Genomic DNA, 18766 nt, shown 5'->3' with positions numbered 1-18766 from the left:
ACGGCCAGCGCAGGATCAATCAGCCCCTTCGCCAAACGCTTACGCAAAGCGGAACGTTCAGCGGCCGATGTTTGCGGCCGGCGTAAACGTCGGTCGGCGAAGTTGATTGATCAACCGCGGTGGTGCTCCCACACTCCAGCCGTCAACGCAGGAGAACCGGATGAACGCCCCCGCCTGGAACCAGCGCGACCGCCAGCGCCGCGAGCGCCTCTCGCGAGCCGCCGGCCTGGCCGGCGTGCAGGGCCGGCATGTCGCCACCGACGCCGCCGTGGCGCTGCTGGAGGCCGTGCTGCAACCCGGCGACCGCGTCTGCCTGGAGGGCAACAACCAGAAGCAGGCCGACTTCCTGGCGCAATCCCTGACCCAGGTCGACCCGCAGCGCGTGCACGGCCTGCACATGGTGCAGTCGGTGCTGGCCCTGCCGGAGCACCTGGACGTGTTCGAGAGCGGCATCGCCAAGCGCCTGGACTTCAGCTTCTCCGGGCCGCAGGGCGCACGCCTGGCCAAGCTGGTGTCGAGCGGCGGCATCCAGATCGGCGCCATCCATACCTATCTGGAACTCTTCGCCCGCTACTTCGTCGACCTGACACCCAAGGTCGCGCTGGTGGCTGCGCACGCGGCGGACCGGCAAGGCAATCTCTACACCGGCCCCAACACCGAGGACACGCCGGCCATCGTCGAGGCCACGGCCTTCTCGGGCGGCATCGTCATCGCCCAGGTCAACGAGATCGTCGACACCCTGCCGCGCATCGACATCCCCGCCGACTGGGTGGACTTCGTCGTCCAGGCACCCAGGCCCAATCTCATCGAGCCGCTGTTCACGCGCGACCCCGCGCAGATCAGCGAGGTCCAGGTGCTGATGGCCATGATGGCCATCAAGGGCATCTATGCCGAGTACGGCGTGCAGCGTCTCAACCACGGCATCGGTTTCGACACGGCGGCCATCGAGCTGCTGCTGCCCACCTATGGCGAATCGCTCGGCCTCAAGGGCAAGATCTGCCGGCACTGGGCCCTGAACCCGCACCCGGCGCTGATCCCCGCCATCGAAGCCGGCTGGGTCGAGTCCGTCCATTCCTTCGGCTCCGAGCTGGGCATGGAGGACTACATCCGCGCCAGGTCCGACGTGTTCTTCACCGGCGCCGACGGCAGCCTGCGCAGCAACCGTGCCTTCTGCCAGGCCGCTGGCCACTACGCCTGCGATCTCTTCATCGGCTCCACGCTGCAGATCGACCTGCAGGGCAATTCCTCCACCGCCACGCTGGGGCGCATCGCCGGCTTTGGCGGCGCGCCCAACATGGGCGCCGACGCGCGCGGCCGCCGCCACGCCAGCCCCGCCTGGCTGAAGGCGGGTGAACAGGCCCGCCGGGGCCGCCAAGGCGCCACCGGCACGCCGCGCGGCCAGAAGCTGGTCGTGCAGATGGTGGAGACCTTCCGCGAGCACATGCAGCCGGCTTTTGTCGAACGCCTCGATGCGTGGACGCTGCAGCAGCAGGCCGGCATGGCCCTGCCGCCCATCATGATCTATGGCGAGGACGTGAGCCACATCCTGACCGAGGAAGGCATCGCCAACCTGCTGCTGTGCCGCAGCGACGAGGAACGCGAACAGGCCATCCGCGGCGTGGCCGGCTACACGGCCGTGGGCCTGGCGCGCGATGTGCGCATGGTGGAGAACCTGCGCGACCGCGGCGTCATCCAGCGGCCCGCCGACCTCGGCATAGCCCCGCGCGACGCGACGCGCAATCTGCTGGCCGCACGCAGCATGCGCGACCTCGTACGCGCCTCGGGCGGCCTGTACGCGCCGCCCAAGCGTTTCCGCAACTGGTGACCTAGCATGAATGCACCCGGACTTGAGACCCTGGACTACGCCTTCGCCGGCACGCGGCCGGCCGGCGCCTTCACGCCCGTGCTGGTCGGCGTCGTCGGCTCCGGCAATCTCGAAGTGCTGCTGGAGCCGGCGCCCGGCACCGACTGCCTCATCCACATCGAAACCTCGGCGCGCGGCTTCGCTGCCATCTGGGCCGCCGTCGCGCGCGACTTCCACCAGCGCCACCAGCTCGCCGGCGTGCAGCTGTCCATCCACGACATGGGTGCCACGCCCGCGGTGGTGAGCCTGCGGCTGGACCAGGCCGCCCAGGAGCTGAAGCCATGACGACCCTCTCCTATGCCGAATGCTCGGCCCGCGAGCGCCTGGGCCTGGTCGTGGATGCCGGCAGCTTTCATGAATGGCTGCCACCGGCCCAGCGCCTGACCAGCCCCCATCTGGCCCAGCTCGGCCTGCCCGCGGCCTTCGACGACGGCGTCGCGATCGGCCGCGCGACGCTGGCCGGCCACGAGGTCTTTGTCGCGGCCCAGGAAGGCGAGTTCATGGGCGGCGGCGTCGGCGAGGTGCATGGCGCCAAGCTCGTCGGCCTGTTCAGGCGCGCCCTGCGCGACAAGCCCAAGGCCGTGCTGCTGCTGGCCGAGTCGGGTGGCGTGCGCCTGCACGAGGCCAATGCCGGCCTGATCGCCGTCTCCGAGGTCATGCGCGCCCTGCTGGACGTGCGCGCCGCCGGCGTCCCCGTCATCTTGCTGATCGGCGGCGCCAACGGCTGTTTCGGCGGCATGGGTATCGTCGCCCGCTGCGCCGACCACATCGTCATGAGCGACCTCGGGCGGCTGGCCATGTCCGGCCCCGAGGTCATCGAGGCTTCGCACGGCGTCGAGGAGTTCGATTCGCGCGACCGGGCGCTGGTGTGGCGCACCACCGGTGGCAAGCACCGCTGGCTGACGGGCGACTGCGACACGCTGGTGGAGGACGACGTGGCCGCCTTCCGCGCCGCCGCCATCGCGGCGCTGGACGCGGCCCGCCCCGTCACGCTCGAGGCGCTGGAGCAGGAGCACGCCAGGCTCGCCGCGCGCCTGGCCTTCGACTGCGCCGAGGCCATCGCGCTGTGGACCACGCAAGGCGTGCCCGATGCGGCCCGCGTGCCCGATCTCGACGTGGCCGGCGTGCTGGCCCTGGGAGCCCGCTGATGGACTGGCAGACGCTTGCAAACCAGCTCTTCGGTGCCGGCCACGGCCTCATGCGCGAGGGCGACCTGCTGCACGGCATGGTCGAGTTCGACGGCACGCCGCTGGCCGTCATCGGCACCACCGGCCACGCGTCCATCGGCGTGCAGCTGGCCCTGGCCCAGGCCCGCCTCGTGCTCGACACCCTGGCCCGCCATCCCGGCCGCGCCCTGCTGCTGCTGATCGACACCCAGGGCCAGCAGCTGCGCCGCCGCGACGAGCTGCTGGGCATCAACCGCGCCATGGCCCACCTCGGCCTGTGCATCGACCTCGCGCGCCGGCGCGGCCATCGCGTGCTGGGCCTCGTCTACGACCAGGCCCTGTCCGGCGGCTTCATCACCTCCGGCCTCATCGCCGACGCCTGCGACGCCCTGCCCGAGGCCGAGATCCGCGTCATGCGCCTGCCGGCCATGGCCCGCGTCACCAAGCTGCCCGAGGCCTTGCTGGCCCAGCTGTCCGAGTCCAATCCGGTGTTCGCACCAGGTGTCGGCAACTACGTCGCCATGGGCGGCGTGCGCCGGCTCTGGCAGGGCGACCTGGCCCAGGCCCTGCGCGAGGCCCTGGCCGACGCGCCGACCGAAGACCGGCGTGCCGAGGATGGCGCCGCGCGTGGCGGGCGGCGCCTGGCGGCCGGCATCATTCAACGCGTGCTGGATGCCGCCTGAGGCCATGGGCGACCTGCACCGCCACCAGATCGCGCGCGTCACGGCGAATGGCTGGCAGCGCCTGCTGGATCGCGACTGGGATGACGAGGCGCGCGACTGCCTGAGCCATTGGGCCGGGCAAGGCCTGCCCCTGGTCGTCACGAGCCAGCACCCCGATGAAGACGGCATTGCGCTGGGCCTGTGCGCTCCGCAGCGCTGGCGCCATCGCCGCCTCGCGCTGCGCGTGGCGCGGCACGAGATCCAGTCCTTCGGCGAATTCCCGCGCCTGGAGCAGCTGGCGGCTCCACCGTCACCCGGCGCCCGCGAGTTGGCCCTGGCCTTGCGGGCCTGCGGGGCAACGGGCCGCGTCTACGGCAGCCACGGCTGGCAGCACCTGACCGGGCTGCAGCATGTGCGGGAAGGCTCCGACCTGGATCTCTGGATCGGCGTCACCGGCCTCGAGCAGGCCGACACGGTGGCGGCAGCGCTGGACGCCATCGCCTCGCCCTCCCCCCGCCTCGACGGCGAGCTCGTCTTCGACGACGGCGCGGCCGTCGCCTGGCGCGAATGGCTGGCCTGGCGCAGCGGCCGCGCCCAGGCCCTGCTGGTCAAGCGTCTGCATGGTGCATCGATGGAGGTGCCCGCATGAGGGCCTGCCTTGCGCGCGTGGCAGCCGCGCCAACACCGCGCGAGATCGGCCGCGCTGCGACGCTGGCGCTCTACGACGAGCTGGCACTGTCGCCCAAGCCCGGCCTTGTCACGCTGACCGACCGCGGCAGCCATGACGACATGGACGCGCACACCTTCATGCGCAGCCTGTTCGCGCTGCGCAGCTATTTCGTACGCATTGCCGAACTGGGCGCGGCCGGCGCGCCCTTCGAGGCGCTGGAGCAATGCGGCATTGCCGCCGAAGCGCGCATGCTGGCCGCCACCGGGGGTGTCAACACCCATCGCGGCGCCATCTTCATGCTCGGCCTTCTGTGCGCCTCCGCGGGTGCGCTGGGCCGCGCGCCCGCGCCGGCGCTGGTCCGGCAGACGCTGCTGGCGCGCTGGGGCGCGGCGCTCGCCGCCCGTGCGCAGCGCCCGCCCACGCTGCCGGGCGGGCTGGCCGCGCGCCGCTTCCAGCTGCGCAGCGCGTCGGCCGAGGCGGCGCTGGGCTTTCCCACGCTGTTCGAAACCGCCCTGCCCGCCTTGCGCGAGGCTCGCTCGCGCGGCCTGCCAACAGCAGCGGCCCGGGTCGACACCTTGTTCACCGTCATGGCCGTGCTGGACGACAGCAACCTCGCTCACCGCGGCGGCCTCGAAGCACTGCGTTTTGCGCAAGCAGCCGCGCGAGGCTTCCTGGCCGCCGGCGGGGCCGCCCGAGGCCTCGACGCCGCCCGAGCCATCGGCGCCGAGTTCGTGCGCCGCCGCCTGTCAGCCGGTGGCGCGGCCGACACCCTGGCCGCCGCCTGCTGGCTGGAACGCGTCTGCGGCTGAATGGGTCTGGCCCTGCTTTTTCCCGGGCAGGGTGCCCAGCATCCGCAGATGCTGCCGTGGCTGCGGAGCCAGCCCGAAGCCGGCGCCGCCCTGGAGGCCCTGGATCGGCACCTCGGCCGGGATTGGCGCGACAGGCTTGCCGATGCAGCATGGCTGCACGCCAACCGCGTAGCCCAGCCGCTGTTGACGGGCGTCTGCCTGGCCGCCTGGCAAGCGCTGGCGGCGCATCTGCCCCCGCCCACAGTGATCGCCGGCTACAGCGTCGGCGAGCTGGCCGCCTTCGCCGCAGCGGGCGTCTTCGACGTCGCCACGGCCCTGGATCTGTCCGCCATGCGCGCCGAGGCCATGAGCGACAGCGTGGCAGGCCAGCAGACGGGCCTGCTCGCCCTGCAGGGCCCGAATGCGTTGCGCCTGGCCGAAGCTTCCCTGCCCATCGCCATCCACATCAGCGCCGAGCGCATCATCGTCGGCGGCAGGGTTGCCGAGTTGCAAGACCGTGCCGCCAAGTGGTCGGCCACCGGCCTGAAATGCACGCGCCTGCCCGTGGCCATCGCCTCGCACACGCCGGCCATGGCAGCGGCAGCGAAGGCTCTCGCCCAACACCTCGCCATGCTGGATCTGCGCCCGCCCCGCACCGCCCTGGTCTGCAACTTCACCGGCACCACCCTCCGCAGCCCGGCAGCGCTGGCCGCAGCCCTGGCCGGCCAGATCGCCAGCACGGTTCGGTGGGGCGACTGCATGGACAGCATCGCCGAGCGCAATATTCGTTGCGTGCTGGAAGTCGGGCCCGGCAACGCGCTGGCGGGCATGTGGCGGGAGCGTCATCCCGGCGTTCCGGCGCGCTCCATCGACGAGTTCCAGGGGCCGCAAGGCGTGTGCGCATGGGTCAGGAGCCAGCTCGACTGACGGCGGGGCCAGAAACAGCAAACCCGGCCAAGGCCGGGTTTGTGTTTTGGTGGGCGGTGCAGGGTTCGAACCTGCGACCCCTGCCGTGTGAAGGCAGTGCTCTACCGCTGAGCTAACCGCCCGGGTGTTCGGTGGCCGTTATCCAGGTTCCAAGCAAGGCTTGGTGGGCGGTGCAGGGTTCGAACCTGCGACCCCTGCCGTGTGAAGGCAGTGCTCTACCGCTGAGCTAACCGCCCTGGAAAAACGGACCCGTTTCCGGGAACCCGTGATTATGCCACGGCTTCGGGAGCCGGCTCGATCTTTCGCCACTGGCAGGCGCCGCCGGCCGCCTTGTCGAGGTCGGTCAGCAGCTTGGCATGGGCGGCCGCCTCGGCCTCGCTGGCGCGCAGCACGGGCAGCGCGAAGCGGCTCAGGTCCACGGCCTCCACCGTGGCATGGCTGTCGCCGCCGCTGCTGTCGCCATGGTCGTCCATCAGCAGCGCGTCCTGGCCGCGCGTCAGGCGGATGTAGACATCGGCCAGCAGCTCGGCGTCCAGCAGCGCGCCGTGCAGCACGCGCTTGGTGTTGTCGACCTCCAGGCGGCGGCACAGCGCATCCAGCGAATTGGCCTTGCCGGGGAAGAGGTCGCGCGCCATCAGCAGGGTGTCGCGCACGCCGCCGACATGGTCGGTCAACACGCCGCGCTTGAGGCGCTTGAGCTCGGCGTTGATGAAGCCGATGTCGAAAGGGGCATTGTGGATGACGAGTTCGGCGCCGGCGACGAAGCCCAGGAACCGGTCGGCGATCTCGGCGAACTTGGGCTTGTCCGACAGGAACTGTTCGGTCAGGCCGTGCACCCGCAGCGCATCCTCATGGCTGGCCCGCTCGGGGTTGATGTAGAGGTGCAGGTGGTTGCCGGTGAGCTGGCGGTTGACCATCTCCACGCAGCCGATCTCGATGACGCGGTCGCCCTTGTCGGCCTCCAGGCCGGTGGTTTCGGTGTCGAAGAAGATCTGTCTCATGCCGGTCTCGCGTTGCGCTTGGTCGCCCAGGCGAAGATCACCGCGCCGGCAATGATCATCGGCAGGCTCAGCCACTGGCCCTGGCTCCAGTTCAGCGCGCGCAGGCCGAGGAAGTCATCTGGCTCGCGGAAGTATTCCGCCAGGAAGCGCAGCAGGCCATAGCCCATCATGAAGACGCCGGAGATCTGGCCGGTCGCGCGCGGCTTGCGGGCGTAGAACCACAGGATGATGAAGAGCAGCAAGCCTTCGCCGGCCGCCTGATAGAGCTGTGACGGGTGGCGGGCGATGCCGCCGTCCTTGGCCTGGGGAAAGACCATGGCCCAGGGCAGGTCCGCCGAAGCCGGCCGGCCCCACAGCTCGCCATTGACGAAGTTGCCCAGGCGCACGGCCATGATGCCCGTCGGCACGCAAGGCGCGACCAGGTCGGACACCTCGAAGAAGCTGCGCCCGCGGCGGCGCCCGAACCACCACAGGCCGAACAGCACGCCCAGCAGGCCGCCGTGGAAGGACATGCCGCCATCCCAGACGCGAATGACCTCGGTCAGGTGCTGCAGGTAGTAGGCGGGCTTGTAGAAGAAGCAATAGCCCAGCCGCCCGCCAAGCACGACGCCCAGCACGCCGTAGAAGAGCACGTCATCGACGTCCCGCTTGACCCAGCCGACAGCGGCATGCTGGGGCATGCGCGCGCGCAGCGTGGCCAGCCACAGAAAGAGGCCGAAGGCGATCAGGTAGGTGATGCCATACCAATGGATGCCCCCGGAGCCAATGTGGATGGCGATGGGGTCGAACTGAGGATGAACCAGCATGGCTCGCAGGGAAGAAGAGCGGCCGGCATCATAGCCAGCGCCCTTCCCCGCCCCGTCAGGCCAGGCCGGCCAGCAGCTTCTTCGCGTCCTCGACGTTCTTGGGGTTGGCGCGCTTGTTCTGCACGAAGCGCTCCAGGGCGGTCTTGGCCGCCGCCTTGTCGCCCTTGGCGATCAGCGCCTGTCCCAGGCGGTGGTCGATGGGCAGGCGCTCGGCGCCTTCCAGCGTGCGGGAACGCTCCAGCGCCTTGATGGCTTCGTCGGCCTGGCCCTGCTCCAGGGCAGTGCGGCCCAGGCCGTAGGGGCCGGCCGCATGCGCCGGGTAGTCGCGCTGCAGCGCCTCGAACACGCCTCGCGCCTTGGCGTGGTTCTTCTGCTCCATGTGCTCGAAGCCGACGCGCGTCCAGGCGCCGCGCAGCTCGCGCTGCAGGGCGCGGTCGTCGCCCGCCTTCGCGCCGCCCAGTTCGCGCTCGGCGCCGGCCCAGTCCTTGTCATTCATGGCCACCAGGGCCCGCAGCAGCCTGGCCTGCTCCGGCTGGCGGGCCTGCACCTCGGCCGCCAGCTCCTTGGCCTTGGCCGTGCTGCCACCGGCAAAGCCCGGAGCCATCAGATAGAACTGGGTCAGGCCGGTGCGCGCCTCGAAGAGCTGCGGGTCGAGCTCGACGGCCTTGACGAACTGCTCCTTGGTCTTGGTGGCCAGGCCCGCCATCTTGAAGACGCTGGCCGTCATCGCCTGCTGACCGTAGACGCGGCCCAGCGCATAGGCGCAGGCCGCGCTCTTGCCAGCACAGGCCTGCACGGCAGGAATGCCGGCCTCCAGGCGGGCCGCATCGTTGTCCTCCACGGCGGCCAGGGCCAGGGCGATGGCGGACTGGTCATCACCCGGCTTGGCCTGGGCCGCGCGCGCGAGTTCGGCCGATTTGCCGGCGTCCAGCCAGGCCTGCCATTGCGGGTCCTTGAGCAGCTCGGCCTGGGCGGCGCCCGCCATCAGGGTCAGGGCGAGGGGAAGCAGGCGAAGGGTCATGCAGGGGGTCTCCAGAATGTGAATTCGTCAACGTTCTAGCAGCACTCGCGGCGACGCGGGTTTTCACGCATGACTTCAGGCATGGGCGCGCACGTGCTCGGCGAAGCGGGCGACGACAGGCGGCGCATCGGCGCGCCAGATCAGGCTGGTCTCGACCTGGGGCGCTCCCGGCATGTCGCGATAGCTGACGCCGGCGCGCTGCAGGCCCTGCAGGCTGGCCGGCACCCAGGCCACGCCGATGGCGGCCGACACGAGGTTGACGATGGTCTGCATCTGGATGGCCTCCTGGGCCACGCCTGCGCTGCCGTGGTGAGCCAGGATGGCGTCGTACAGCGAGGGCGCGACCTCGCGCGGGAAGATCACCAGAGGTGCCGCCCGGCACTGGTCCTCGGTCGGTGCCGCGTCGCTGCTCGGCAGGGCCAGCACGAGCGCCTCCACGCCGATGGACAGGCGCTGAAAGCCAGACGGCGCGGCGCCGGGTGTGTGGATGACGAAGCCGGCATCGATGCTGCCGGCCTCGAACTCGCGCAGCTGCACGTCAAGCGTCGCCTCGCGCAGGGCCAGCGCCACCTGCGGGCAGGCCTCGCGGAAGGAGCGCAGCCATTGCGGCAGGCCGCCAAAGCCCACGGTCGACACAAAGGCCAGGCGCAGCCGCCCGGCCAGGCCTTCGGCCACCGCCCTCACCTCGGCCGGCAGCGCGGCGGCGTCGTGCAGCAGCTTCTGCGCGCTGGCCTGCAGGGCGGCGCCCGCCGGCGTCAGGCGCACGCTGCGGCTGCTGCGCTCGAACAGCTGCACGCCGAGCTGGGCCTCCAGCTTGCGCACGGCCTGGGTCAGCGGCGGCTGGCTCATGTGCAGGCGCTCGGCGGCGCGGCCGAAATGCAGCAGCTCGGCCACGGCGAGGAATTGCTGGAGGGGGCGCAGCTCGATCATTGATTCACCATGCATATCAATGCAGAGAGAACAATATATTTGAAAAGCTTGGCCCGCCGCGCCAAACTGCCGGCTTCTCCAGGAGTCAGCCATGAGCTTCAACCGCCGTAGCAAGAACATCACCGAGGGCGTCGCCCGTGCCCCCAACCGCTCCATGTACTACGGCATGGGCTACCAGGAGACCGATTTCGGCAAGCCCATGATCGGCATCGCCAACGGGCACTCCACCATCACGCCCTGCAATTCCGGCCTGCAGAAGCTCGCCGACGCAGCCGTCATCGGCCTCAAGGCCGCGGGCGCCAACGCCCAGCTGTTCGGCACGCCGACCATCTCCGACGGCATGGCCATGGGCACCGAGGGCATGAAGTACAGCCTGGTGTCGCGCGAGGTCATCTCGGACTGCGTGGAAACCTGCGTCGGCGGCCAGTGGCTGGACGGCGTCATGGTCATCGGCGGCTGCGACAAGAACATGCCCGGCGGCATGATGGGCATGCTGCGCGCCAATGTGCCGGCCATCTACATCTATGGCGGCACCATCAAGCCCGGCCACTACAAGGGCCAGGACCTCAACATCGTCAGCGTCTTCGAGGCCGTCGGCCAGTTCAGCGCCGGCAAGATGAGCGAGGAAGACTTCTGCCAGATCGAGAAGCGCGCCATCCCCGGCAGCGGCTCCTGCGGCGGCATGTACACGGCCAACACCATGAGCTCGGCCTTCGAGGCCCTGGGCATGAGCCTGCCCTACTCGTCCAGCATGTCCAATGTCGAGGATGAGGTGGTCGAGAACACCAAGAAGGCGGCCAACTACCTCGTCGAGGCCGTCAAGGCCGACCTGAAGCCGCGCGACATCGTCACCAAGCAGGCCATCGAGAACGCCGTCGCCGTCATCATGGCCACCGGCGGCTCGACCAACGCCGTGCTGCACTTCCTGGCCATCGCCCATGCTGCCGAGGTGGAATGGACCATCGACGACTTCGAGCGCATGCGCAAGAAGATCCCGGTGCTGTGCGACCTGAAGCCCAGCGGCCAGTTCCTGGCGGTGGACCTGCACAAGGCCGGCGGCATCCCGGCCGTCATGAAGGAGCTGCTGAAGGCCGGCCTGCTGCATGGCGACTGCATCACCATCACCGGCAAGACCGTGGCCGAGAACCTGGCCGAGGTGCCCGAGCTGTCGCCCGAGCAAAAGGTCATCCGCCCCGTGGCCCAGCCCATCTACGAGCAGGGCCACCTGGCCATCCTGCGCGGCAACCTGAGCCCGGAAGGCTGCGTGGCCAAGATCACCGGCCTGAAGAATCCCGTCATCACGGGCCCGGCGCGGGTCTTCGACGACGAGCAGTCGGCCCTGGCGGCCATCCTGGCCGGCAAGATCCAGGCCGGCGACGTCATGGTGCTGCGCTACCTCGGCCCCAAGGGCGGCCCGGGCATGCCGGAGATGCTGGCGCCCACCGGCGCGCTGATCGGCCAGGGCCTGGGCGAGAGCGTGGGCCTCATCACCGACGGCCGCTTCTCGGGCGGCACCTGGGGCATGGTGGTCGGCCATGTGGCACCCGAGGCCTATGAGGGCGGCGTCATTGCGCTGGTTCAGGAAGGCGACTCCATCACCATCGACGCCCACCAGCTGCTGCTGAACCTCAACGTCGGCGACGAGGAAATCGCCAAGCGCCGTTCGGCCTGGGTCAAGCCGGCGCCTCGCTACACGCGCGGCGTGCTGGCCAAGTTCGCGAAGAACGCCTCCAGCGCAAGCACGGGCGCAGTGTTGGATTGAATTTCGGGCCGAGCGCCGGGCCGCTCCCTAGCCGGCCCGCTTTGGCGATGTGCTAGCGGCTCAACGCCGCGAGCATCGCCGTCCCCCAGGGGGACCGACCAGGCACGCCCGCGTTCAGCGGTGCGTGACTGGGCGAGGGGCTCGTCAGCGCCTTTTCTTTTCGCCCGGCTTGGCCTGGCCCAGCCCTTCCATCAACTGCTGGCGCCGGGCTTCCTTCTTGGCGTCCAGGGAGTTCATGGCCTTGCGCTGCGTGAGGCCGCTGGAGTCCGCCCAGGCCCACCAGGCCATGGCCAGGGCGAACGGCGACAGCACGATGATCCAGGCCCAGAAATCGTCCTTGTGGAACTGCACCCAGCCGCCCAGGCGCAGCACCAGCAACAGTACGCCCAACAACACGAACGCCATGCGGCTTCTCCTTCAGGTATCTTTGGCAAACACTGTAGTCCAACGCTCCGAAAGGTTCGCATGAAGAAAGCCCTGATCCTCAGCTTCGCCGTCGCCGTCGCGCCCGCCGCCTTTGCCAGCCAGGAACTGGCACAGAAGAAGAACTGCATGGCCTGCCACGCCCTGGACAAGAAGCTCGTCGGCCCCGCCTACAAGGAAGTGGCCGCCAAGTACGCCAAGGACAAGGATGCCTACAAGAAGCTGGCCGAAAAGATCCAGAAGGGCAGCAAGGACGTCTGGGGCCCCGTGCCCATGCCGGCCAACACCCAGGTCAGCCCGGCCGAGGCCGAGACCCTGGCCAAGTGGATCCTGACGGTCAAGTAAGGCCGGCCACCCCACGAAAGACAGGCCCCGCGAGGGCCTGTTTCTCTTTGTGGAACCGTCACGACCGCTTCACGGGCAATTCATGGCCGCCTCGAAGAATCGGCGCGCAGGCTGTTCTGCGCTCCCTTCACCGGCGTCGCCATGACCACCATCCGCCCCTCGCACCTCGCCGCCATCGCAGCGACCGTCCTCGCCCTGTTCCCGGCCGGCGCGGCCCTGGCCGCCCCGGCCAAGCTGGAAGGCTGGGCCCTGATGCCGGCCAACACCTTCGCCACCGGCCCGACGTCCGGCCAGTTCGCCAGCGGCGCCGGCGGCAATGCCCTGCCCCTGCTGGACAAGCAGCCCGTGCAGGGCTTCTCGGCCGTGCTGGCCGGCCCGACGGCCGGCAGCTACCTCTTCATGCCCGACAACGGCTTCGGCGCCAAGGAGAACTCGGGCGACGCGCTGCTGCGCATGTACGCAGTAACGCCCGATTTCAGGACGGCCACGGGCGGCACGGGCACGGTCTCCGCCGCCAATTTCAAAACCGGCGCCGCCCTGCCCGGCTTCACGGCCGGCAGCTACATCACGCTGTCCGACCCCAACCAGCAGCTGTCGCTGAAGATCCAGGCCGACTACAGCCGCTACTACAACAGCGCCGCCAACCCGCTGGTCGACCCCAGCATCCGCAGCGGCCGCCTGCTGACCGGCGCCGACCTCGACATCGAGTCGGTGCGCAAGGACAAGAACGGCAACCTGTGGTTCGGCGACGAGTTTGGCCCCTACCTGGTCAAGACCAATGCCCAGGGCGAGGTGCTGCGCCGCGAGATCGGCATGCTCGGCGTGGCCTCGCCGCAGAACGAGGCCGTCGTCAATGGCACCCTCAGCCCCACGCTGGGCCGCTCCAACGGCTTCGAGGGCATGGCCATCAACCCGGCAGGCGACCGCCTCTACACGCTGCTGGAAGGCACGGTCACGGGCGACGCGGCCAAGACCCTGCGCATCAATGCCTTCGACGTGAACACCGAGGCCTACACCGGCCAGCGGTGGAACTACAAGCTCGACGCCGCCGGCACCAACATCGGCGACATGACGGCCATCAACGACCACGAGTTCCTCATCATCGAACGCAACGGTGCCACCGCCACCGGCGGTGGCACGCCCTTCAAGAAGATCTTCAAGATCGACCTGAACAACGTCGACGCCAGCGGCAACGTCATCAAGAGCGAGGTCGTCGACCTGATGAACATCGCCGACCCGAATGACCTGAACGGCGACGGCAGCGCCGCCTTCACCTTCCCGTTCACGACCATCGAGAGCGTGCTCATCCTGGACGCCCACACCCTGCTGGTCGCCAACGACAACAACTACCCCGGCACCGGTGGCCGCAACCTCGGCTCGGACAACACCGAGTTCCTGAAGATCCATCTGGACACCGCCCTCAATGTGGCGGCGGTGCCGGAGCCGGGCCAGTGGGCGCTGCTGCTGGGCGGCATGGGCATGGTGGGTTTTGTCGCCCGCCGTCGCCAACGCGGTTGATCCGAATCAACCAAAATAAAAGCCGCCCGAGTGCGGCCTTTTCACTGGCAAGGCCCGATCAGTAAGCTTGGCCCAGTTGTTCCAGGATTGCCGGGTTCTCCAGCGTCGACGTATCTTGCGTGACGCTCTCCCCCTTCGCCACCGACCTCAGCAGCCGCCGCATGATCTTGCCCGAGCGCGTCTTGGGCAGGTTGTCGCCGAAGCGGATGTCCTTGGGCTTGGCGATGGGGCCGATCTCCTTGGCGACGTGGTCGCGCAGCTGCTTGGCGATGGCCTTGGCCTCGTCGCCGCTCGGGCGGGGGCGCTTCAGCACGACGAAGGCGCAGATGGCCTCGCCGGTGGTGTCGTCCGGGCGGCCCACCACGGCGGCCTCGGCCACCAGCTCGGTGCAGCTGACCAGGGCCGATTCGATTTCCATCGTGCCCATGCGATGGCCCGACACATTCAGCACGTCGTCGATGCGGCCGGTGATGGTGAAGTAGCCCGTCTCGGCGTCGCGGATAGCGCCGTCGCCGGCCAGGTAGTAGCCCTTGAGCTCAGCCGGGTAGTAGCTCTTCTTGAAGCGCTCCGGGTCGCCGTAGATGGTGCGGATCATCGAAGGCCAGGGCTTCTTGACGACCAGGATGCCGCCCTGGCCGTTGGGCACGTCGTTGCCGGTCTCGTCGACGATGGCCGCCGTGATGCCCGGGAAGGGCAGCGTGCAGGAGCCGGGCACCAGCGTCGTCACGCCGGGCAGCGGCGTGATCATGTGGCCGCCGGTCTCGGTCTGCCAGAAGGTGTCGACGATGGGGCAGCGGCCGCCGCCGACATGCTGGTGGTACCACTCCCAGGCGGCCGGGTTGATGGGCTCGCCCACCGAGCCCAGCAGGCGCAAGGACGTCAGGTCGTACTTCTTCGGGTGCACGGCCTCGTTGGTCTCGGCCGCCTTGATCAGCGAGCGGATGGCGGTCGGTGCCGTGTAGAAGATGCTGACCTTGTGCTTCTGGATCATCTGCCAGAAGCGGCCGGCGTCCGGGTAGGTGGGCACGCCCTCGAAGACGATCTCGGTGCCGCCCAGGGCCAGCGGGCCGTAGGTGATGTAGGTGTGGCCGGTGACCCAGCCGATGTCGGCCGTGCACCAGAAGATGTCGTCGTCCTTCAGGTCGAAGGTCCACTTGGTGGTCAGGGCCGCATGCAGCAGATAGCCGCCGGTGCTGTGCTGCACGCCCTTGGGCTTGCCGGTGGAGCCCGAGGTGTAGAGCAGGAAGAGCGGGTGCTCGGCCTCGACCCATTCGGGCGCGCAGGTCGTCGACTCGGCGCTCATCAGGTCGTGCAGCCACAGGTCGCGGCCTTCCACCCAATTGACCTTGCCGCCGGTGCGCTTGTAGACGATGACGTCCTTGAGCGTCGGGCAGGAGCCGCCGTCCAGCGCCTCGTCGACGATGGCCTTCAGCGGCAGGGACTTGCCGCCGCGCTGCTGCTCGTCGGCGCACAGGATGGCCACGGCGCCGGCGTCCTGCACGCGGTCGCGCAGCGACTGGGCCGAGAAGCCGCCGAACACGACGGAATGGGTCGCGCCGATGCGGGCGCAGGCCTGCATGGCCACCACGCCCTCGACCGACATGGGCATGTAGATGACGACGCGGTCGCCCTTCTTGATGCCGCGGCCCTTGAGGGCATTGGCCAGCTGGCTGACCTTGTCCAGCAGCTCGGCATAGCTGACGTTCGTGACGCTGCCGTCGTCGGCCTCGAAGATCAGCGCCGTCTTGGCGCCCTTGCCAGCCTCGACATGGCGGTCCAGGCAGTTGTAGGAGACGTTGAGCTTGCCGTCCTCGAACCACTTGAAGAACGGCGCATCGCTGTCGTTCAGGGTCTTGGTGAAGGGCGTCTGCCAGCTGATCAGCTCGCGGGCCAGACGGGCCCAGTAGCCGGCGTAGTCCTTCTCGGCCTCTGCCACCAGGGCGGCGTAGCCGGCCTCGCCCTTCACGTGGGCATTGGCGACCCACTCGGGGCTGGGGGCGTAGGTGTTCAGCGTGCTCATGGCCTGTCGTCTCCTGATGTTGCTTGGCGCGGACTGTGCGTCGAGCATCTGACGATGCCCTGACGCCGCGTTACAAGCCGGTCACCGGAGTCTAGAGGCAGCGCCTGCCGCCTCAATCGGCGCCGACGGGCCGGGTCAGCATGGGGGGCGCGCCGACGAAAGGCTTGAAGCCCATGGCCTCGTAGAGCTCGGCCGGCACATAGGCCACGCGGCCCTGGATGACGAGGCTGGCGCGGTTCAGCGCGGTGATGTCCCGCGTCGGGTCGCCCTCCACCAGCAGCAGATCGGCCGCATAGCCCCGCTCGATGCGGCCGCGCTGGGCGCCGGCGCCGGCCACGCGCGCGCCGTTCCAGGTGGCGATGCGCAAGGCTTCGGGCGCCGGAATCCCCGCCTTCACGTAAAGCGCCAGCTCGCGGTGCAGGCCCAGGCCTGAGGCCCCGTCGGTGCCCGCCACCAGGGGCACGCCGGCGCGGTGCATGTCGCGCGTCAGCCCCAGCATGCGGGCATAGGAGGCGCGGTAGGCGGCCAGCTTGTCGCCGGCCAGGTCCATCGGGGCCACGCGCAGCTGGCGCTGCCACAGCACCGGCAGATGTCCGGCCACGCCGCCCAGCACCGGGTCCAGTTCGCCCTGGGCCTGGGTGAACATGGCCTCGAAGGTCACCAGCGTCGGGTCGACCACGGTGCGGCGTTCGCGCAGCAGCGCGACAAAGCGCCGCACCGCCGGGCTGGCGAGATCCACCTGGTGGGCGTCGCTGCCGACGCGCTGGAAGCGCAGCAGCGTGCGGCTGTCATCGCCGGGGCGGCCGACGAAGTTCAGCATCACCTGGTTGATGTGGGTCAGCTCGTCATAGCCGCCGCGCACGGCCTGCTCGGCCCGCATGAAGGCCGGTACATGGCCGTTCACATGCAGGCCCAGGCTGTGGGCCTTGTCGGTCAGCGGCCTGACCCATTCGGGCTGGATGGAGTTGTAGAGCTTGACGCCCCCGAAGCCGTGGCAGGCATACCAGCCCACCGCGTCCAGCGCCTCCTCCAGCGTCCCCGCGACGATGCCGGTGCGCGCCGAATGGGGGCTCTTGCCTTCGATGAAGCCGGCCGCGTGGACGTTGGGCCCGATGATCTCGCCGCGCTCGATGCGCTGGCGCAGGCGCTGCAACTCGGCGTTGTCGTTGCCGGTGTCGCGGACACTGGTGACGCCGGCGGCCAGGTGGGCCAAGCCCTCCCCGCTCCACAGATGGGCATGCATGTCCCACAGGCCCGGCAGCAGCGTGCGGCCACGGCCGTCGATGGCGCGCTCGGGCAGCACCCGGAGGGCTCCGGGCGCGGTCACCGCGTCGATGCGGCCATGCGAGATCCACACGTCGGCGGGCCCGCGCATGCGCGCTGCCGGCGCATCGAACCAGCGCACATTGCGGATCAGCGTCACGCCGTCCAGCGGCTTTGCCAGGCGCTGGCGCAGCGTGGCCAGGCGCTCGTCGGCGGCCTGCTGCTGGCGGGCCAGCAGGGCGGGCACCAGCGTCTCGGCGTCCTTCTCGGCAATCGCGAAGCCCGGCCAGGTGATGGCGAACAGCGCGTGGCCGGCGTCGTCGCGCACCCAGTAGTACCAGGGCTGGGCATCCGCGCCGGTGACGGCCACCAGGGCCAGCGGTCCGGTCTCCTCGTCGGGCGTGAACCGGGCCAGCACCTCGGCACGGACCCTGATCCCGCCCAGCGTGGCGCCACTGCCGTCGGGTTGGGCCAGCAGCATGCCCACCAGGGCGCCGTAGTAGCCGGGCGAGGCCTCCAGCGGGACGAAGACGAAGTCCTCGCCCGCCGGCGCCTCGCCGCTGTCGGCCCGCGAACGCCAGCGCGCCTGGTCCGCCACCACGTCGAAGTCCTCGGCGATCTCGGCGCCCAGGGTGCCGCGGCCGCGGCCGCGGTAGTCGCGCGGCGCGCCGTTGGCGGCGAGGCGGAAGCTCTCCTTCACGTCCGGCCCGCGGCCGTTGTCGCGGTAGCTGTAGTCGGTCTCGATGCGGCCGTCGGCCTGCACCTCGACACGCAGATGGCCGGCGACCTGGCCCTGCACCAGCACGGAATAGCGGGCGGCGGCGGCCGTCGCGACCGCCGCGCCGTGCAGCAGGGCGAGGGCGAGCAGGCCTCGAAGGACAAGGCGGTGATGCAGGATCATGGGGCGCTCCCTGGACGCGGGCGGCTTGCCCACCTACCCACGGACGCAGCCGTGCCGCCGATCCGGACAAGGCTCAAGCCCCCAGCAACACCCCCAGCAGCAGCCGCGCCTTGTCCCAGTCCCGCCTCACGGTGCGGTCGGTGAGCTGCAGGGCCTCGGCGATCTCGAGGTCGCTGTAGCCGCCGAAATAGCGCATCTCGACGACCTTGGCCAGGCGCGGCTCGGCGGCGGCCAGGGCCTCCAGGGCCTCGTGCACCTTGAGCACCTCGTCCTCCCCGGCCGGCGTGCCGTCGGCGACGTGGGTGTCCAGCGTCAGCTTTGCCAGGTCGCCGCCGCGGCGCTGAGCCTGGCGCTCGCGCACCGCGTCGATGATGACGGAGCGCATCACCTGCGAGGCATAGGCGAAGAAGGCGCGCCGGCTGTCCGAGCGCAGGCGGCCGCTGCCCAGGAAGCGCAGATAGCTCTCATGCACGAGCACGGTGGTGTCGAGCACGGTGTTGCGCCCGCCGTCGCGCAGGCGCGAACGGGCCAGCTTGCGCAGTTCGGTGTAGGCGGCGGCAAAGAGCCGGTCCTGGGCGCCGGGGCTGCCGGCGTTGACCTGCTCGATGAAGGTCTGGATGACATCGTTGGGCACGCGCGCATCCTGCCAGCTGCGCGCCCGCAGACCATCATCCGAAAAGAGGACGGAGTCCACGCCGG

Annotated in this window: 18 protein-coding genes and 2 tRNA genes; 10 read left to right on the top strand and 10 right to left on the bottom strand. The window is 69.8% G+C overall.

Translation table 11 applies throughout. The features are described 5' to 3' along the window. Nucleotides 1-160 precede the first annotated feature (160 nt). Genes mdcA through AC07OY_RS07400 form a run of 7 tightly spaced genes read left to right on the top strand, consistent with a single transcriptional unit; the run spans nt 161 to nt 6077 of the window. A complete protein-coding gene (mdcA, locus tag AC07OY_RS07430; RefSeq protein ID WP_495041874.1) occupies nt 161-1825 on the top strand; it encodes a malonate decarboxylase subunit alpha in 1665 nt (554 codons plus the stop codon). 6 nt (nt 1826-1831) lie between these two features. Then, the gene (gene mdcC / locus AC07OY_RS07425; protein ID WP_495041873.1) at nt 1832-2149 is read left to right on the top strand and encodes a malonate decarboxylase acyl carrier protein; all 318 of its coding nucleotides are present in this window, start codon (nt 1832-1834) and stop codon (nt 2147-2149) included. After that, entirely contained in the window at nt 2146-3012 is an 867-nt protein-coding gene (locus AC07OY_RS07420) for a biotin-independent malonate decarboxylase subunit beta (RefSeq protein WP_495041872.1), read from the top strand. Before mdcC ends, AC07OY_RS07420 begins: the two co-directional genes overlap by 4 nt. Next, entirely contained in the window at nt 3012-3713 is a 702-nt protein-coding gene (locus AC07OY_RS07415; RefSeq protein WP_495041871.1) for a biotin-independent malonate decarboxylase subunit gamma, read from the top strand. The genes AC07OY_RS07420 and AC07OY_RS07415 overlap by 1 nt, the downstream gene beginning before the upstream one ends. Then, a complete protein-coding gene (gene mdcG / locus AC07OY_RS07410; RefSeq protein ID WP_495041870.1) occupies nt 3703-4341 on the top strand; it encodes a malonate decarboxylase holo-[acyl-carrier-protein] synthase in 639 nt (212 codons plus the stop codon). The genes AC07OY_RS07415 and mdcG overlap by 11 nt, the downstream gene beginning before the upstream one ends. Then, nucleotides 4338-5171, top strand: coding sequence for a triphosphoribosyl-dephospho-CoA synthase (locus AC07OY_RS07405; RefSeq protein WP_495041869.1), 834 nt, complete (start codon nt 4338-4340; stop codon nt 5169-5171). The genes mdcG and AC07OY_RS07405 overlap by 4 nt, the downstream gene beginning before the upstream one ends. Then, nucleotides 5172-6077 carry an ACP S-malonyltransferase gene (locus tag AC07OY_RS07400; RefSeq protein ID WP_495041868.1) on the top strand — a complete coding sequence of 302 codons (906 nt, stop codon included), beginning with the start codon at nt 5172-5174 and terminating at the stop codon, nt 6075-6077. A gap of 47 nt (nt 6078-6124) precedes the next feature. On the opposite strand, the gene AC07OY_RS07395 is transcribed toward AC07OY_RS07400, so the two are convergent. The 6 genes from AC07OY_RS07395 to AC07OY_RS07370 all read right to left on the bottom strand — a co-directional run bounded on the left by AC07OY_RS07395 (nt 6125) and on the right by AC07OY_RS07370 (nt 9835). After that, a tRNA-Val gene (locus AC07OY_RS07395) sits at nt 6125-6199 on the bottom strand. 39 nt (nt 6200-6238) lie between these two features. After that, a tRNA-Val gene (locus AC07OY_RS07390) sits at nt 6239-6313 on the bottom strand. Between the two features lie 33 nt (nt 6314-6346). Next, nucleotides 6347-7078, bottom strand: a complete 732-nt coding sequence (dnaQ, locus tag AC07OY_RS07385) for a DNA polymerase III subunit epsilon (RefSeq protein ID WP_495041867.1) — start codon at nt 7076-7078, stop codon at nt 6347-6349. Further along, on the bottom strand, nt 7075-7884 hold the full coding sequence (gene lgt / locus AC07OY_RS07380) for a prolipoprotein diacylglyceryl transferase (protein ID WP_495041866.1): 810 nt from the start codon (nt 7882-7884) through the stop codon (nt 7075-7077). Before lgt ends, dnaQ begins: the two co-directional genes overlap by 4 nt. Before the next feature lie 55 nt (nt 7885-7939). Beyond that, a complete protein-coding gene (locus tag AC07OY_RS07375) occupies nt 7940-8905 on the bottom strand; it encodes a tetratricopeptide repeat protein (protein ID WP_495041865.1) in 966 nt (321 codons plus the stop codon). Nucleotides 8906-8980: 75 nt separating this feature from the next. Next, a complete protein-coding gene (locus tag AC07OY_RS07370) occupies nt 8981-9835 on the bottom strand; it encodes a LysR family transcriptional regulator (protein WP_495041864.1) in 855 nt (284 codons plus the stop codon). A 91-nt stretch (nt 9836-9926) separates the two neighbouring features. On the opposite strand from AC07OY_RS07370, the gene ilvD reads away from it, so the two are divergent. Continuing rightward, entirely contained in the window at nt 9927-11597 is a 1671-nt protein-coding gene (ilvD, locus tag AC07OY_RS07365; RefSeq protein WP_495041863.1) for a dihydroxy-acid dehydratase, read from the top strand. A gap of 144 nt (nt 11598-11741) precedes the next feature. On the opposite strand, the gene AC07OY_RS07360 is transcribed toward ilvD, so the two are convergent. After that, nucleotides 11742-12002, bottom strand: coding sequence for a TIGR04438 family Trp-rich protein (locus AC07OY_RS07360; RefSeq protein WP_495041862.1), 261 nt, complete (start codon nt 12000-12002; stop codon nt 11742-11744). A gap of 60 nt (nt 12003-12062) precedes the next feature. Between AC07OY_RS07360 and AC07OY_RS07355 the strand changes: the two genes are divergently transcribed. Both AC07OY_RS07355 and AC07OY_RS07350 read left to right on the top strand, forming a co-directional pair. Next, nucleotides 12063-12365 (top strand): c-type cytochrome, encoded by a 303-nt coding sequence (locus tag AC07OY_RS07355; protein WP_495041861.1) that lies wholly within the window; start codon nt 12063-12065, stop codon nt 12363-12365. 141 nt (nt 12366-12506) lie between these two features. Then, nucleotides 12507-13883: an esterase-like activity of phytase family protein gene (locus AC07OY_RS07350; RefSeq protein WP_495041860.1), complete on the top strand. Its 1377-nt coding sequence runs from the start codon at nt 12507-12509 to the stop codon at nt 13881-13883. A gap of 58 nt (nt 13884-13941) precedes the next feature. Here AC07OY_RS07350 and acs read toward each other — a convergent pair whose 3' ends face one another. From acs to AC07OY_RS07335, 3 genes are all read right to left on the bottom strand, one after another. Then, nucleotides 13942-15903, bottom strand: coding sequence for an acetate--CoA ligase (gene acs, locus AC07OY_RS07345; protein ID WP_495041859.1), 1962 nt, complete (start codon nt 15901-15903; stop codon nt 13942-13944). Between the two features lie 112 nt (nt 15904-16015). Next, entirely contained in the window at nt 16016-18067 is a 2052-nt protein-coding gene (locus AC07OY_RS07340; protein WP_495041858.1) for an amidohydrolase family protein, read from the bottom strand. A gap of 73 nt (nt 18068-18140) precedes the next feature. Further along, nucleotides 18141-18701, bottom strand: coding sequence for an ECF-type sigma factor (locus AC07OY_RS07335; protein WP_495041857.1), 561 nt, complete (start codon nt 18699-18701; stop codon nt 18141-18143). Nucleotides 18702-18766: the final 65 nt, after the last annotated feature.

This window comes from Roseateles sp. GW821-FHT09H10 (assembly GCF_059415865.1).
This window is presented reverse-complemented; position numbering and strand designations above follow the sequence as displayed.